Genomic DNA, 15,694 nt, shown 5'->3' with positions numbered 1-15,694 from the left:
TAAAATTAAGCATCAATTACCCCCATCTGAATATGATACTTTTTGACTTTATATTGTAATGTTGTGCGTGAAATATTTAAGTTTTTTGCCGCCGTTATAATTTTGCCATTAGCTTGATTCAATGCGTCAATAATCAGTTGCCGTTCAAAGTTTTCAACTTGTTCGGTTAAGTTACCTCCATTAGGAGATGTTTGAACAACTGTTTCATTGTGCTTATTTGTATTATCATCTTCAGACTGTGGTTTATTAAGCTCAAATAGTTCTTCATCAAGGGTAATATGCTGTAATTCACCTGATTTGTTTTGTAATACCATGCTTCTGACAATGGCATTTTCAAGCATACGCACATTACCAGGCCAATGTGCTGACATTAATTGTTGTAGTGCTTGTTTACTGATACCACTAATGACTATATTTACATCGTTTTTATGTTTATCAATAAAATAACGAGCTAAAACGGGAATATCTTCTGTTCGGTCTCGCAAAGCAGGAAGTTTAATTAAACCAACGTTTAATCGATAAAATAGATCGCCTCTTATTTTTCCCGTTTTTAGCAACTCTGTCGGTGATTCATTCATGGCGGCAACGATACGAACATCTGAATGTTGTTCTTTACTACCACCCAATGGCCAATAGGTTTTCTCTTGTAGAAATCGTAATAGCTTACTTTGCATATCAAAAGGCATTGCATTAAGTTCATCAAGAAACAGTGTGCCTCCGTTAGCTAGCGCTAAATAACCCTGACGGTTTTCGGCCCCCGTAAACGCACCTTTGACTGTGCCAAATAAAGTGCTTTCAATCAAGGTAGTTGGTAACGCACCACAATTAAGTGAGATGAAAGCTTTGTCACGGCGTTGACTTGTCTGGTGTATTAAGCGAGCAAACAGTTCTTTACCTGTTCCTGTTTCACCTACAATTAGTACAGGAACATCATTGCGTCCTAAAATATTGGTTTGGTCAATCACTTTCTGCATTTTTTCCGAAACAAAAACAATATCGGGCAAAGGCTGTTCTTTATTGTGGTATAACTTACTATGTAATTTAAAAACTTGATCTTGCAAATGTCTAACCGTTGATAAGTTTCGGCCTATCTCAATGGCACCAATGATTTCTTCTTTATTATTATAAAGCGGAACAGTTGTATGCAAATAATCAACCAACTTACCAACATGGTTATAATAAGTTTGGTAGTTATCTTGGTATTCTTTACCAAGTTGCAAAGCTTGCAACATAGTACTATCTTCTTTTTTTAAGTTGGGGTAAACCTCAAGCATGGGGTTACCAATAGCTTGCTCTTTAGGGTAGCCATCGAGTTCTGCACTTTCCTGATTGTAATAAATATAATTGCCATTTTTATCAATAATAGCTATCGGTTGATGGATTAAATCAAAAAAATGTTTAAATATTTCCAATGCTTGTAATAACTCAGGATCAATGGTCATGATATTAGTACCTTTTTATGTTTGGATTATTTACTAAATTTTGCTTCGTTTAATTTAAATGCTTTTCGGCCATCATCAAAAAATGACAAATTTTTGTCATAAAAACATATTTTGTACTAAATGACTAATTTTAATTTTGGGGCTAAACTTATTAACTAATTGATTATATTTGATTCTAATTTTGGCATGCTGATTGCATTACCAGTGAGAAGCCTGTTACATATTTCTATATACTAAATTAACTGGAGGTCATATGTCTGACTCAATTATGTCAAATTATAACAAATTACGTACTAATCTTGTAACAAAAGATCGTCGCTTTAGTGCTCAAAATGGCAAATTATGTTTTGATGGGGTTAATTTAGAAGAATTAGCCAAAAAATATCCAACTCCTTTTTATGTGTTTTCTGAGAAAGAAATTGATCGCAATGTTCAAGAAATAAAAGGTGCATTTAAGGCTCATCCAAATACAAAAATCTTCTATGCCTCAAAAACCTGCTCAGTTATGGGGGTGCTTAAGGCGATTAAAGATGCAGGTATTTATGCCGAAGCAAACTCGATGTTTGAAGTGCGTAAATGCTTAGAAATAGGCTTTAGTGGTAGCCAAATTGTGTTTAACGGCGTGGTAAAAAAACCAGTGGATTTAGAATTTGCAATCCAAAATGATCTGTATATCATCAATGTCGATAGTTTATATGAACTTGATATTATTGATGAAATATCAACACGTTTGAAAAAAGTAGCAAACGTTTGTGTGCGCGTTGAACCGAATGTGCCATCAGCGACTCATGCAGAATTAGTAACGGCTTATCATGCTAAATCAGGTATCGATTTAGAACAAGCAGAAGAGACTTGCCGTCGAATTCTGGATATGCCTTATGTACATTTACGTGGTTTACATATGCATGTTGGGGATCAAGTGCCTGAAGCAGAACCTTTTGCAAAAGCAACTAAAGTATTAGTTGATGAATCACGACGTTTAGAAGAAGTACTTGGCATTAAATTTGATTTAATCAATGTTGGTGGTGGGATTCCTGTTCCATATAAATATGACGAAGAAAATGGTAATCCATTGCAAGATAATATGTATGCAGGCATAACCGCACAAGACTTTGCTGATGCAGTAATTAGCGAAGTACACAAATGGCGCACCGATGTTGAAATTTGTATTGAACCTGGTCGTAAAGTAACTGGTTCAGCGGGAGTACTTGTAACTGAAGTTGCCTGTGAAAAACGTAAAACCAATTACGATTTAGACGGCAACATTGAAGAGCATGTTGAATGGAAATTTGTTGATGCAGGCTATAGCGTTTTATCTGATAGCCAGCATTTTGATTGGTTCTTCTATGTTTATAATGCTTCAAAAATCAATGAAGCACATGACGAATACATTAAGCTAGCAGGACCTTTATGTGATGGTGGCGACTATTACCATATTGGCGTGAAAGGTGAAGAGTTCTTAATGCCAAAAGACACGCAAGTTGGTGATATTGTTGCTTTCTTAGATGCAGGTGCTTATACCATTGAAAGCCAAACAGTCTATAACAATCGTCCTCGCACATCGGTTGTCATGATCGATAAAGACGGCAAAGATAGATTAATTCGTCGTGAAGATACTTACGAAGATATGGTTGGATACGACATATACTAATCATCAATTATCTGGGGCATTTTATGCTCCAGATATTATAATACGAGGTTATTATGAGTGATTCTAAAGATTCAAGTTTACTTGGTATCAAAGACATTGTGTTTATGAATGTCATTGCGATACTAAGTTTACGTCAGATTCCCAATGTTGCTCCATATGGGGCGTCAGCAATGGTGCTTTGGTTACTTGCTGCATTTTGTTTGTTTTTTCCATTAGCGATGGTTTGTGGTGAACTTTCTACTGGTTGGCCAAAAGATGGTGGGATATTTGTTTGGGTAAAAGAAGCATTTGGTAAACGAGTTGGCTGGATAGTAGTTGTTTGTTTCTTGTTTTCTTGTGTGCTTTTCTTCCCATTAATGTTGCAATTTGGCTTTACGGCAATTGGCTATATGTTTAGTGCTGAGTTGGCCCAAAATCAGGTGTTTATTGGGGTGGGATCCATGGTGGTATTTTGGATCTTAACATTAATGAATATTAAAGGCATGAAGTGGACTAAAATCATTAACAGTGTTAGTGCATGGTTAGGTGTGTTTATTCCTGCCGGTATTATTGTGTTATTAGCGATTGTATGGTTAATGACTGGTCACTCTATGGCAACGGATTATAGCCATGTTAGTGATTGGGTTCCAGATTTAAGCAGTTGGGATACTATTGTTTTCTTATCAAGCATGATGTTTGCGTTTGCTGGTTTTGAAGTGGCACCAATGATTGCTGGCCGTACTCGTAACCCACAACGTGACTTCCCTAAAGCGATGGTTGTTTCAGCTATTGTGATTGTGGGTATTTATATGATTGGTACTTGGGCAATTAATACTTTATTGCCAGCAAAAGATACTGATATTGTTGCAGGTGTAATGCAAGCGATGGAAGTATCGGCAAAAGCGTTACATATGCCTTGGTTATTACCAGTAATGGCAATTTGTTTATTCTTTGGTGCGTTAGGTCAAATTAACTCATGGTTAGTTGGTCCTATCTATATGTTACAAGAAGCATCAAAAGAAGATAATTTGCTTGGTGAACGTATCGGTCGTTTACACCCGGTATATCAAACACCAGCTTTTGCTTTAATTGTTCAAGCGATTATTGTAACAGTACTTTGTTTTTCAACTTTCGTTTCACCAAGTATTGCAGCTGCATATTGGATGTTAACCGCGTTAACAACAATTTGTTACTTTATTCCTTATTTAGTGATGTTTATTGCGTACTATCGTTTGCGTATTGCTCAACCAGATGTGCCACGTAGCTTTAAGATTCCGGGTGAAGTGATGCCAGTTGTATTACCAGCACTTGGGTTCTTATCTACTCTATTTGCTGTGATATTAGTATTTATTCCACCTGCGCAAATCGATATGGGGGGATATGTTGAGTATATTGCTAAAATCGTTGGTGGTGCAGTGCTTGCCATTGGTTTAGCTGAATGGATCTATTATCGAGCACAAAAACGTAATCGTTTGCAACAAGTTAAAGATATAGAGGAGTAATATTATGTACAAACCTATATTAGAAATTGATTTACGTAAATTAAGAGACAATGCTCGTGTTGAAAAAGAGCTACTTGCTAAACACGGCATTGAAGTAATGGCGGTTAATAAAGTTTTTGATGGTTGTGTTGAAACTGCTAAAGCCGTGCTTGATGGCGGTATTGATGTGATTGCCGAGTCAAGAACTTACAATTTGAAGAAGCTTAAAGATGCTTTAAATTGTAAAACTTGTTTATTGCGTAGCCCTTGTTTAAGTGAGATTAGTGATGTTGTGAAATATGCTGATATTAGCTTAAACAGCGAAAAACAAGTGATTAAGGCACTTTCTGATGAGGCGGTAAAACAGCAAAAAGTCCATCAAGTATTATTAATGGTTGATATGGGTGATTTGCGAGAAGGTATTTGGTTTGAACATGTGGATGATATTATCGATACTGTCAAACTCATTCTATCGTTACCGGGTGTTGAGCTTTATGGGCTTGGTACTAATTTTAACTGTTATGGTACTGTTTTACCAACGGTTAAAAATGGTGTGGATTTTTTACACATAGCACGTAAAGTAGAGCAATCTTGTCATATTAAGATAAAATATTTATCAGCTGGTAATTGTACTAGTTACCACCTGTTGGATAAAGGTATTTGGCCAGAAGGGCTGAATCATTTGAGAATTGGCGGTTTGCATGAGTTCGGTATTGAATATGTGGATATGAAATACCTTGATGAATTTCATCATTCCAACAAACCTGTCGATAAAGCGTGCAGTAATTTATATAAGTTTTACGCGCAAATTATTGAGCTCAATAGTAAGCCGACAGTTCCTGTTGGCGAGTTAGGTGTAGATGCTTTTTTAAATAGTAAAACCTTTGTTGATCATGGTATACGTAAACGAGCCTTGCTGGCTTTTGGGCGTCAAGATGTGCCGGCAGAAAGTTGTATACCTATCAATGATGATATTACTATATTGGGTCAAACCAGTGATCATACGTTGGTCGACATTGAAGATGTTACTCAAACTCTTCGTGTTGGCGATATGATTGGATTTGAACTCGATTACACTGCCTTGCTAATGGCTTGTCAAACTAATGGTGTAGAAAAACGGTTTATTTATTAATTTGTGTTAGCTGCTGGGCAACCAGCAGTTTTTATTAATTACTAGGCGGTTTATATGACAACATCTGAATCACAAGAAAGCCCTTATCCCAGCAGTAATTTAAAGAAGAACTTAAAAAATCGTCATTTGTTGATGATTTCATTAGGTGGATCAATTGGTACCGGATTATTTATTGGTATTGCAGCTCCACTGAGCACCGTTGGTCCATTAGGAACCATTATTGCTTATTTAATGGCGGGAAGTATAATGCTTTCAACCATGCTATGTTTAGGTGAACTTTCTTGTGCATTTCCTCATGCTGGTTCATTTCAACACTATGCGTTGATGTTTATCCCAAATCCAATTTGGAGCTATACCATAGGTTGGCTGTATTGGCTAAGTTGGGTATTGTCTATGGCTGCAGATTTAACTGCCGCCTCAATGATTGCTCACCAAGCCTTCCCTTTAATTCCTATTTATCTTTTTAGTTTGTTAATTCTAATTGTTATTACTTCAGTACATTTAACATCTGTTCGTGCATTTGGTGAAAGTGAGTATTGGTTTTCAACCATTAAAGTACTCGCGATTATTGTTTTTATTGGGGTAGGAATTTATTTACTTTATCATCAGTATACCGAAACTCATGTTTTACCAACATTCAAAACAGAAAATGGCTGGTTTCCTAATGGCTTTTTAGCCATATTTGTGTGTATGACTATCGTGACTTACTCATTTCAAGGAGTTGAATTAATTGGTAATGCAGCTGGCGAAGCGCAATCTCCACAGTCAGTGTTACCCAAAATTATTACTGGTGTGGCTTTCCGTATTATTCTATTTTATATCCTAGCTATTGCTGTATTAGCTCTCGTTTACCCGTATGGAACAGTGCATTCTGAAATTAGTCCATTTGTGTGGGTATTTAATAAAGCGGGAATTACATTTGCTTCGTATGCGATGCTTTTTGTGATCTTTTGTGCAGCAATATCAGCAACGAATTCAGCCATTTATGCCAGTTCAAGAATGCTATGGTCTATGGCGCAAGATAATTTAGCTCCAAAATACTTTTCCGAAGTCAATCAACGAGGCGTGCCTACAAAAGGTATTTTATTTATTGCAGTTATTGCGTTAGTTTCATTATTTTCAAAATATATTGCCGCTGAAAAATTGTATATTTATTTAGTAGCAGGAACCGGACAAGTAGGCTGTTTTGCATGGATTATTATTGCTTTGTGTCAGTATCAATTTCGTAAGGGTGTAAATAGCGGCAAATATTCAAAAGAAATGATAAAATTTAAATCACCGCTATTTCCTTGGCTGGCTGGTATTTCTATCATCGTTAATGTTGTGATTATTGTTGGCGTTTGGTTTGGTGAGTCAGGTTATTTTATTTTACTTTCTGAAATAATATTAATTGTGATAATTCTAATATCTTATTTTTTCTATAAAAAATGAGTTGTTTCAATAAGTCATAATTAATTGTATATTGCTTAATTATGTAATCACTAATTCAAGGTTTATTATTGTTAGTGATTACATACTATTAAGAATTAATAAAACTTAAATTGGTTTAGCTAAATACTATTTTTATATCTCAATATTGTTATTATCGTACTATCAAAAAATTAAAACTAATGTTTATTTTAAAAAAGCAGATATACCTGTAAAAACGACCTGTGCAGCAATAGCTGATATGAGTAATCCCGTTAGCTTTGATAATATCGCAATTCCAGTATTTTTTAATACTTTTGCAATGCTTTTAGCGCACAATAACATAATATAAATACCCATTGAGGCAACAAGCAACGAAATTGCACCAATCAAATTCGGTACAACGCCAATTGAGCTAGTGCCCATCACAATGATAGTACCAATAGATGCCGGACCCATACATAGTGGAATGGCTAGTGGAACAACACTGATATCATCATCGCTATTGATTTTGTTTTTTTCTGGCGAATCGTTCATTAGTGATACCGCAGTGATAAACAGTAATGCCCCCGAACCAATTCGAAATGCATCAAGGGTAAATCCAAAAACGCTAAACATGGTATTGCCAAAAAAGAATAGTACAATACCGATAATAAATACTGCACATGAAGTTTTTAGTGCTATTTTTCTCCTAAGCTGTTCATCATATTGCTTTGTACCACTTAGAAATGCGCTCAAAACGGCAGGTGGTGTCATTAATGCAAACAATTTTACTGTTGTTGAGAGAATCGCAAAAATATAATCAACCATTGCACTACCTTTTACTTTATTTAAAAAATTGCTTTAATTTTGCCAACTAGTTATTGTTGGATTGAAATTATTTTCATTATATATAAAAACGGTCACCACAAAGGTGACCATCTTAATCCGATATTTTTATTGATAATCAACAAAAATTAGTTAAGGCGCTCTTTAATACGAGCTGCTTTACCACGAAGTTCGCGTAAGTAGTAAAGTTTAGCTTGACGCACTTGACCACGACGTTTCACAGTAATTGAATCAACAATTGGTGAGTGAGTTTGGAATACTCGTTCAACACCTTCGCCATTCGAAATTTTACGTACCGTAAATGCTGAGTGTAAACCGCGATTACGAATTCCAATGACAACACCTTCGTAAGCTTGAAGACGTTTTTTATTACCTTCAACAACCCATACTTTTACTTCAACCGTGTCACCAGGGCGAAACGACGGGATGTCTTTCTTCATTTGTTCTTGTTCTAATTGCTGAATAATTGCATTTTTCATAATATTATCTCTTACTAGTTATACTGAAACATTAATTGCCTTGTTTGTCACTGTATTCTCGTTGGAATTCAGTGAGTAAACATTGCTCTTCATCAGTCAGAGCTAGATTTGCAAGAAGATCTTTTCTTCTTAACCAAGTTCGTCCTAGTGATTGTTTTAATCGCCAGCGACGAATCGCTTCATGGTGACCAGACATTAACACGTCAGGCACCGCCATTCCATCTAACACCTCAGGTCGAGTATAGTGTGGGCAGTCAAGTAAACCGTTAGCAAAAGAGTCTTCTTCTGCCGATGATTGGTGATTTAGCACGCCAGGTATAAATCTTGCTAATGCATCAATCATAGTCATCGCTGGTAATTCACCACCACTTAACACGTAATCCCCAATTGACCATTCTTCATCAATTTCAGTTTGGATAACACGTTCATCTATACCTTCATATCGCCCACAAATCAAAATTAACTTTTGGCTTTGGGACAATTCGCAAACACCTTGTTGGTTTAATTTGCGCCCTTGTGGGGAAAGATAAATTACTTTTGTATCGTTACCAGCAACAGCCTTTGCTGCATGAATTGCATCCCTAAGTGGTTGCACCATCATTAACATGCCAGGACCACCACCATAAGGTCTGTCATCAACAGTCTTATGCTTATCATACGCAAAATCGCGCGGGTTCCAATATTCTACTGTTAACAGCCCGTTTTTAACGGCTCGACCAGTTACACCATAACAGGTAATAGCTTGAAACATTTCGGGAAAAAGGCTAATTACGCCAATCCACATAGTCTTACCTTACCAATTAAAAAGCAGGATCCCAATCGACCACAATCATTTTTGTTACTAAATCAACTTGTTTTATAAATTGATCATCAACAAAAGGAATTAAACGTTCTGTTGTACCAAATGCATCTTTTAGATTTGCTTTTACCACCAACACATCATTAGAGCCAGTTTCCATTAAATCAGTAACCTGACCTAAATCGTAACCGTTAACTGTTTTCACTCGACAGCCAATGAGATCTTTCCAATAAAAATCACCATTATTAAGCGCTGGTAATTTTTCTGCATCAACAAACACTTCAATATTGGTTAATGCATTAGCTTGATCACGATCATCAATACCTTTGAGTTTCACAATCATATCATGATTATGTGGTTTGAAGCTTTCCACAATGACTTCTTGCCATTGTCCGGCTCGCTGGATATACCAAGGAGTGTAATCAAAAATGCTATCTGGCAATTCTGTAAACGAAAAAATTCTGAGCCATCCGCGAATGCCGTAGCTTGAACCAAGTTTACCAACAACAATAAGATTCTCAGTATTCATCATTACAGTGACTATTAATTACTAAATTAAGCAGCTTTTTGTGCTTGTTTAATCAGTGCATTCACACGATCAGAAACAGTTGCACCTAAACCAACCCAATGATTTACGCGATCAAGATCTAAACGTAATTCTTCTGCTTTACCTTGTGCAATTGGATTAAAAAAGCCAACGCGCTCAATAAAACGACCATCACGTGGGTTACGGCTATCAGTGACAACTACTTGATAAAAAGGGCGCTTTTTAGAGCCACCACGAGCTAAACGAATAGTTACCATAACATCCTCTTAAATTAAAAAAATAATCTTTTTTCTGTCCAACATGGACAAAATCAAAGCCCCAGAATTATACCCTTTCTAGCAAAAAGTGCAATGACTCTTTATTGACGGTGGGTGGGGGAATATGCAAGACTAAAGCAAAATGAGAAAAGAGTAGATAAAATAATACTAATTACCATTCATTTACATTAGGCCAAAATTAGTAATTATTACAAAAAAAGTACACTTTGTTTTTAGGGCTATTTACACGCATTTATCATCTGTCGCCACTATTTTTTATGAAATAAAGCGCGTTTTAAAACATCAAAGAAACCAAGTGAACGAACCATCTTCTGCCCGTCAATATAACCACGGATCGCTCTTAGCACTTTTTTAGGTTCTTTAGATGCAAAGGTAAAAGTACCATTTTTCTTCGTTTCAACTGAATAGCGTGGTATCCATTTTCCACCAAATAGCACCGATGCGACGACATAATCAACCTCATCCCAAGGGATTTGGATATATTTACGTGGGTCATGTTGATGATAGAATTCAAAAGCTTTGTCACCAACTATTATACTGCCATATTCGGTAAATCCAGTAAAAGAAGTGGCTTTAATCGTTAAGTCTATTTTAGTATTTAAGGACTGAACCATTTTTTGATATCCATTTTTCGCACACTAATAAGGTCATCCTTTTTACCACTTAAGGTGATAAAAAGGATATTTAATAAAAAATATAATTTTATTCTAACGGTTTATATTTTCTTGACTATTTTAGCTAATTTATATGCTTATAAAAGGCCAATGACATGACCAATAATACCCACTATAAATAAGCCCATAATGATGATAATTGGCGATATTTTTTTGCGTAATAACCACATACAAAAGAAAGTTAATAGTAAGGGAACTAGTCCTGGGATTAATTGATCTAAGTTATTTTGTAAGGTAGTTACCTTTTCTTGGGTAAGTGATAACCCATTTTGCATTTGCATCAATGCTTTTTGAATACCTTCTGCACCAGCAGGTAATGAGTTCCAGTCAATGAATGCACCCTTGTCTAGTTTGACGATAGATACTATTGGTTGGAATTTTATTGACACCCACCGTTGTACTAATGCAGCAAGCACAAACATGCCTAAAATAGATGCGCCTTTAGTAATTTTTTGTAGTAACCCGCCTGATAAATTATCGGTAATTTTCGAACCCGTTCTATAACCAAATTCTTGGGTATACCACATAAAGCTCCAACGAATAATATTCCAGAGTAAAAAGAATAAAATAGGTCCCATGATATTACCGCTTAGCGCAAGCGAGGCACCAAGCGCACCTAGCATTGGCCTTACGGTAAACCAAAATACAGGATCACCTACGCCGGCTAATGGTCCCATCATACCCACTTTAACCCCTTGAATTGCTACATCATCAACCGCGGCACCATTGGCTCTTTCTTCTTCAAGAGCAAGCGTTACTCCAAGAACTGGAGAAGCTAAATAAGGGTGTGTATTAAAAAACTCCAAGTGCCGTTTAAGTGCTGCAGCACGATCTTCTTTAGTTGAATATAATTTTTTTATAGCGGGGATCATGGAATACACCCAACCACCATTTTGCATCCGTTCGTAATTCCAAGATCCTTGGAGAAAAGTTGAACGCCAAGCAACGGCTAAACGATCTTTCTTGCTTAATTGAATTCTATTTGTCATATTTTTCTCCAGTGCCTAGTAATCATTTAAAATATCATCAAGTGGATCACCTTTGCTACCACCATTTGATGAATTGCCTCGTTCTGAAAGATTAAGATAAATCAATGCTAATGCGAAGCCTAAGGCACCCAGTGCGATTAGTGTTAATTGCGATATCGCAGCAACGACAAATCCGATAATAAAAAATGGCCATACTTCACGATTAGCCATCATATTAATCACCATCGCATAGCCGACAGCAACAACCATACCACCACCAATGGCCATACCCGTTGTTAACCATTCAGGCATTGCATTTAATGTTGCTTTAACCGTTTCTGCTGGGATGAATAATAAAGCCGCAGCCGGTATAGCGATACGTAAACCTTGTAAACAGATACCTAAAATTTGTAACCATTCAATTTTTCGAATATTGCCTTCAGTTGCTGCAGCATCCATCATATGCACTAAAGGAACGGCAATTGTTCGAACAATCATAGTTAAGAATAACCCTGCAACAGCAAGTGGGATAGCAACGGCTATAGCAGTCGATACACCAGCGACACCTTGCCCGCCTAACACTAAAATAATCGATGAAGCAACGGCTGCCAATGCAGCATCAGGTGCTACCGCTGCCCCGATATTGGCCCAACCCAAAGCAATCATCTGTAATTAGCCTCCTAGCACAATACCAGCCTCTAAATTCCCTGTGACAAGACCAATCAAAGAGCAAGCCACTAACGGTTGATGAAATTGAAACTGATCTAAAATGCCTTCCATACCAGCTAAAAAGGCAATAACTATCACTAAAATGATAGCAACAATGGATAATGTCATAATATAACCTCTTAAATAAACTAATTCTTTTGCTGAGCTAATTCTTCTTTCGCTTTTTGCAATAATTCGTCCATATTACTGTTAGAATCATTGGGGACTTTACGAACATCAAATTTCACGTTTTTAGCTTTTAATTTTTCAAATGTATCAACATCGTCAGCATTCATTGACAATACTTTATTAACCATGACTTTGCCCACCGAATGCGCCATTGAACCAATATTAAGAGTATCAATATCAACACCGCCGTCTATGGTTCGAAGTACATCTTGTGGATTTTCAAATAAAAGTAATGCTTTGGTATTACCAAAACGCGGATCGTGTGCTACTTCGATGATCTTTCTAATTGGCACAACATTTGCTTTAACGCCAGGAGGTGCTGCTTCTTGAATAAGTTTTTTTCTTAATTCATCTTTTGCAACTGAATCAGAAACAACAATAATACGGTTAGGATTGGTTGATTTTGTCCATGCTGTTGCAACTTGCCCATGTAATAGGCGCGAATCAACCCGAGCTAAAACGATTTTCATTTTACCCTCACCAATTACTGTTCCTTCAGGAATCGTATTTGCAGTCTTCGCATTGGTAGCGGTTTGCTCTTGTATTTTGACAGTTGTTCGAACGCCTTCTTTACTTGGTTCAATAATTGCGGTAGCGATTTCTTTGGCTGTTTCCATTGAAAAACGGGAAGAATAGGCTTCAATTAACATTGGTAAGTTTAAACCCGCCACAATAGTCCAATTATCATGTTCTCCACATAAATTGTTGGCTTGATTAAATGGCGTTCCACCCCATAAATCTACTAAAAACAGCACTTCACTTTGATTATCAAATGTTGCTATTGCTTCAAGCATCCTTTCTTTTAAACTTTCAGGACTATCACTTGGGTGCAAGGTAACGGCTTTAACATTATCTTGCTCACCAAATATCATCGATCCTGATTGTAAAATACCTTCTGCAAACTCACCATGAGTTGCTAGGATAATTCCAACCATAAATTTTCCTCCAAATTTTATATTAATGACATAATATAAAAGTCTATATAATGAAAATATTGGGTTAGTTTACACCACAAAATAATTTAAGACATATGTGCTCATCAATGCAAGGTTAGGTTGTTTGTAGGGCTTGGCGAATAAAACCATGGGCTTGGGTTAGTTTTTTCTTCGCTTGCTCTGCATTTAACCCCGAAAGAATCATCAAAATAGCGGTTTTACAATGCCTGTTACTCTCGGTTAATGTGACAATGGCTTTTTCTCGGCTGCAATCGGTGGCTTGCATAACAATGGATATTTGTCGTTCAATAAGTTTGGCATTAGTTGCCTCAACATCAACCATTAAGTTTCCATAAACTTTACCTTGTTTTATCATGCTTGCTGTTGTTAACATGTTGAGAACTAATTTTTGTGCCGTACCAGCCTTCATTCTTGATGAGCCAGTAATTACTTCTGCACCAACAATTGGTGTAATGGCGATATCGGCTAAATTAATCATTGGGGATTTTGGATTACAACATAAACCAATCACTGTTGAGCCGATTAATTTAGCATATTGCATACCACCTATTACATAAGGTGTGCGCCCACTAGCAGCAATGCCAACTAAAATGTCGTTTGAATTAAAATTAATTTTTTTAAGATCATTAGTTGCCAACTCAGGGTTATCTTCAGCATTTTCAACTGCCTTAAGAATAGCCGGCTGACCACCAGCGATTAATCCAATGACTTGTTCTGGCGATGTGCCGTATGTCGGTGGGCATTCACTTGCATCTAAAATGCCTAATCGTCCTGAAGTGCCAGCACCGATATAAATTAATCGGCCTTGATTTAAAAAAGCTTGGCTAATTGCATCAACAGCTAAGCTAATATTGGCGAGTTCTTTTTCAACTGCTAGTGCTACTTGCTTATCTTCATTATTTATAATTTTAAGTATTTCAAGCGTTGAACAACTATCAATATTTTCACTGTTTGGATTGCGACTTTCGGTTACCATTCCTAAAAGATTAATTTGTTGCATGCTTTCTTAACCTTAACCATAATAAAAATATTACGATAGCAAATAAGCTACCAAAGCCAACACCTATAGTAATAACGGACAAATTCAGCGCAACTGCTAATGTATAACCCCCTAACATGACTATCATTGAGGTATACTCAATTAAATTCTGCACAGAAATTACACTGCCAGCTCCCACTAACCCTTTACCTATTTTCTGAATAAGAGCGTTTAATGGTACTAAAAACAGGCCGCCTAGCGCGCCAATGACAATAAGCAAAATATAAGATGAAATTATATTACTTTGTAATGTAAAGGCGATTACAGCAATCCCCATCATGATACCCGCAGGGACGCAACGTAACGTGTTGTTAATTGATATAAATGTACTTGCTAACCCTGCACCAATAACAATGCCGATAGCAACAATCGCATTGAGATTTGTTGGTGTTGCATTGTCATGAATATTTAAAACAGCAGGAACCCAACTAATCAACAAAAACCGTAAAGTAACACCCGCTCCCCAAAACAGACTAGTGCCTAATAATGTCAATAAAAGAAGTTTATTCGTAAAGATGATTTTAACTGTGTTAGCAAAATCCTTTACCATACTATTGAGTTTCCATGAAGTATTTTGCCGTGCGACAGGTAATTTAGGAATAAAAAAGTTAGCAATAACCGCAAGCCCATATAGTAGTACGCAAATAAGTAAAGATGCGCTTACATTAAGATCGGCAATATGTCCACCAGCTAGCGAACCAAGTAAAATGGCGGCAATGGTTGATGCTTCAATTAACCCATTTGCTTTAATCAAATTATCGCCCGAGGTAAGCTCGCCTAAAATTCCATATTTAGCTGGAGAGTATGCGGCAGCACCAATACCAACTAAAAAATAGCCGATAAAGGGGCTGATGTTTAAGCAAATACAAGCGGTACCGAGTAATTTTATACTATTTGAAATCATCATGGCCTTACCTTTTGGCATGCTGTCAGCAAATTGCCCAACAAACGGCGAAAGGATGATAAACGGTACCACAAAACTAATTTGTAATACCGATTGGCTCCATTCTGGGTAGTGCAGCTTTTTAATAAAAGCAAGGATAGCAAAAAAAATTGCATTATCAGCAAATGCCGAAAAAAATTGTGCCAGCATGGTAGCAACCATGCCTTTATTTAATAGTGAATGTTGTTTCATGT

15 protein-coding genes and 1 pseudogene are annotated in these 15,694 nt (G+C 36.6%); 4 read left to right on the top strand and 12 right to left on the bottom strand.

All coding sequences use genetic code 11. The features are described 5' to 3' along the window. Positions 1-5 precede the first annotated feature (5 nt). Positions 6-1,445 (bottom strand): sigma 54-interacting transcriptional regulator, encoded by a 1,440-nt coding sequence (locus tag A9G41_RS12190; protein WP_141675207.1) that lies wholly within the window; start codon positions 1,443-1,445, stop codon positions 6-8. A 250-nt stretch (positions 1,446-1,695) separates the two neighbouring features. Between A9G41_RS12190 and lysA the strand changes: the two genes are divergently transcribed. From lysA to A9G41_RS12170, 4 genes are read left to right on the top strand one after another with little or no spacing between them, the layout of a single operon-like run. Further along, positions 1,696-3,093, top strand: coding sequence for a diaminopimelate decarboxylase (gene lysA / locus A9G41_RS12185; RefSeq protein ID WP_065582329.1), 1,398 nt, complete (start codon positions 1,696-1,698; stop codon positions 3,091-3,093). 53 nt (positions 3,094-3,146) lie between these two features. Continuing rightward, complete coding sequence (locus A9G41_RS12180; RefSeq protein WP_065582330.1) at positions 3,147-4,574, top strand: APC family permease; 1,428 nt, start codon at positions 3,147-3,149, stop codon at positions 4,572-4,574. A gap of 4 nt (positions 4,575-4,578) precedes the next feature. After that, complete coding sequence (locus A9G41_RS12175) at positions 4,579-5,685, top strand: alanine/ornithine racemase family PLP-dependent enzyme (RefSeq protein ID WP_065582331.1); 1,107 nt, start codon at positions 4,579-4,581, stop codon at positions 5,683-5,685. 54 nt (positions 5,686-5,739) lie between these two features. Next, positions 5,740-7,116 carry an amino acid permease gene (locus tag A9G41_RS12170; protein WP_065582332.1) on the top strand — a complete coding sequence of 459 codons (1,377 nt, stop codon included), beginning with the start codon at positions 5,740-5,742 and terminating at the stop codon, positions 7,114-7,116. A gap of 183 nt (positions 7,117-7,299) precedes the next feature. Here the strand turns inward: A9G41_RS12170 and A9G41_RS12165 are convergent, their stop codons facing one another. The 11 genes and pseudogenes from A9G41_RS12165 to lplT all read right to left on the bottom strand — a co-directional run bounded on the left by A9G41_RS12165 (position 7,300) and on the right by lplT (position 15,692). Next, on the bottom strand, positions 7,300-7,902 hold the full coding sequence (locus A9G41_RS12165; RefSeq protein WP_065566334.1) for a MarC family protein: 603 nt from the start codon (positions 7,900-7,902) through the stop codon (positions 7,300-7,302). 146 nt (positions 7,903-8,048) lie between these two features. Further along, positions 8,049-8,399, bottom strand: coding sequence for a 50S ribosomal protein L19 (gene rplS, locus A9G41_RS12160; protein WP_034913735.1), 351 nt, complete (start codon positions 8,397-8,399; stop codon positions 8,049-8,051). Positions 8,400-8,430: 31 nt separating this feature from the next. Further along, positions 8,431-9,183 carry a tRNA (guanosine(37)-N1)-methyltransferase TrmD gene (gene trmD / locus A9G41_RS12155; protein ID WP_065582333.1) on the bottom strand — a complete coding sequence of 251 codons (753 nt, stop codon included), beginning with the start codon at positions 9,181-9,183 and terminating at the stop codon, positions 8,431-8,433. A gap of 16 nt (positions 9,184-9,199) precedes the next feature. After that, the gene (gene rimM / locus A9G41_RS12150) at positions 9,200-9,730 is read right to left on the bottom strand and encodes a ribosome maturation factor RimM (RefSeq protein ID WP_065566336.1); all 531 of its coding nucleotides are present in this window, start codon (positions 9,728-9,730) and stop codon (positions 9,200-9,202) included. A gap of 23 nt (positions 9,731-9,753) precedes the next feature. After that, on the bottom strand, positions 9,754-10,002 hold the full coding sequence (gene rpsP / locus A9G41_RS12145; protein ID WP_034900786.1) for a 30S ribosomal protein S16: 249 nt from the start codon (positions 10,000-10,002) through the stop codon (positions 9,754-9,756). Between the two features lie 269 nt (positions 10,003-10,271). After that, entirely contained in the window at positions 10,272-10,637 is a 366-nt protein-coding gene (locus A9G41_RS12140) for a DUF956 family protein (RefSeq protein WP_065582334.1), read from the bottom strand. Between the two features lie 137 nt (positions 10,638-10,774). After that, positions 10,775-11,686 carry a PTS system mannose/fructose/sorbose family transporter subunit IID gene (locus tag A9G41_RS12135; RefSeq protein ID WP_065582335.1) on the bottom strand — a complete coding sequence of 304 codons (912 nt, stop codon included), beginning with the start codon at positions 11,684-11,686 and terminating at the stop codon, positions 10,775-10,777. 15 nt (positions 11,687-11,701) lie between these two features. After that, a pseudogene (locus A9G41_RS12130) lies at positions 11,702-12,502 on the bottom strand (PTS mannose/fructose/sorbose transporter subunit IIC). A 20-nt stretch (positions 12,503-12,522) separates the two neighbouring features. Then, on the bottom strand, positions 12,523-13,497 hold the full coding sequence (locus A9G41_RS12125; RefSeq protein ID WP_065582337.1) for a mannose/fructose/sorbose PTS transporter subunit IIA: 975 nt from the start codon (positions 13,495-13,497) through the stop codon (positions 12,523-12,525). A gap of 115 nt (positions 13,498-13,612) precedes the next feature. Then, positions 13,613-14,518: an N-acetylmuramic acid 6-phosphate etherase gene (murQ, locus tag A9G41_RS12120; RefSeq protein ID WP_065582338.1), complete on the bottom strand. Its 906-nt coding sequence runs from the start codon at positions 14,516-14,518 to the stop codon at positions 13,613-13,615. Then, positions 14,505-15,692: a lysophospholipid transporter LplT gene (lplT, locus tag A9G41_RS12115; RefSeq protein WP_065582339.1), complete on the bottom strand. Its 1,188-nt coding sequence runs from the start codon at positions 15,690-15,692 to the stop codon at positions 14,505-14,507. The genes murQ and lplT overlap by 14 nt, the downstream gene beginning before the upstream one ends. Positions 15,693-15,694: the final 2 nt, after the last annotated feature.

This window comes from Gilliamella sp. Nev5-1 (assembly GCF_001690895.1).
In the GTDB taxonomy this organism is placed as follows: Bacteria; Pseudomonadota; Gammaproteobacteria; order Enterobacterales; family Orbaceae; genus Gilliamella; species Gilliamella apicola_C.
This window is presented reverse-complemented; position numbering and strand designations above follow the sequence as displayed.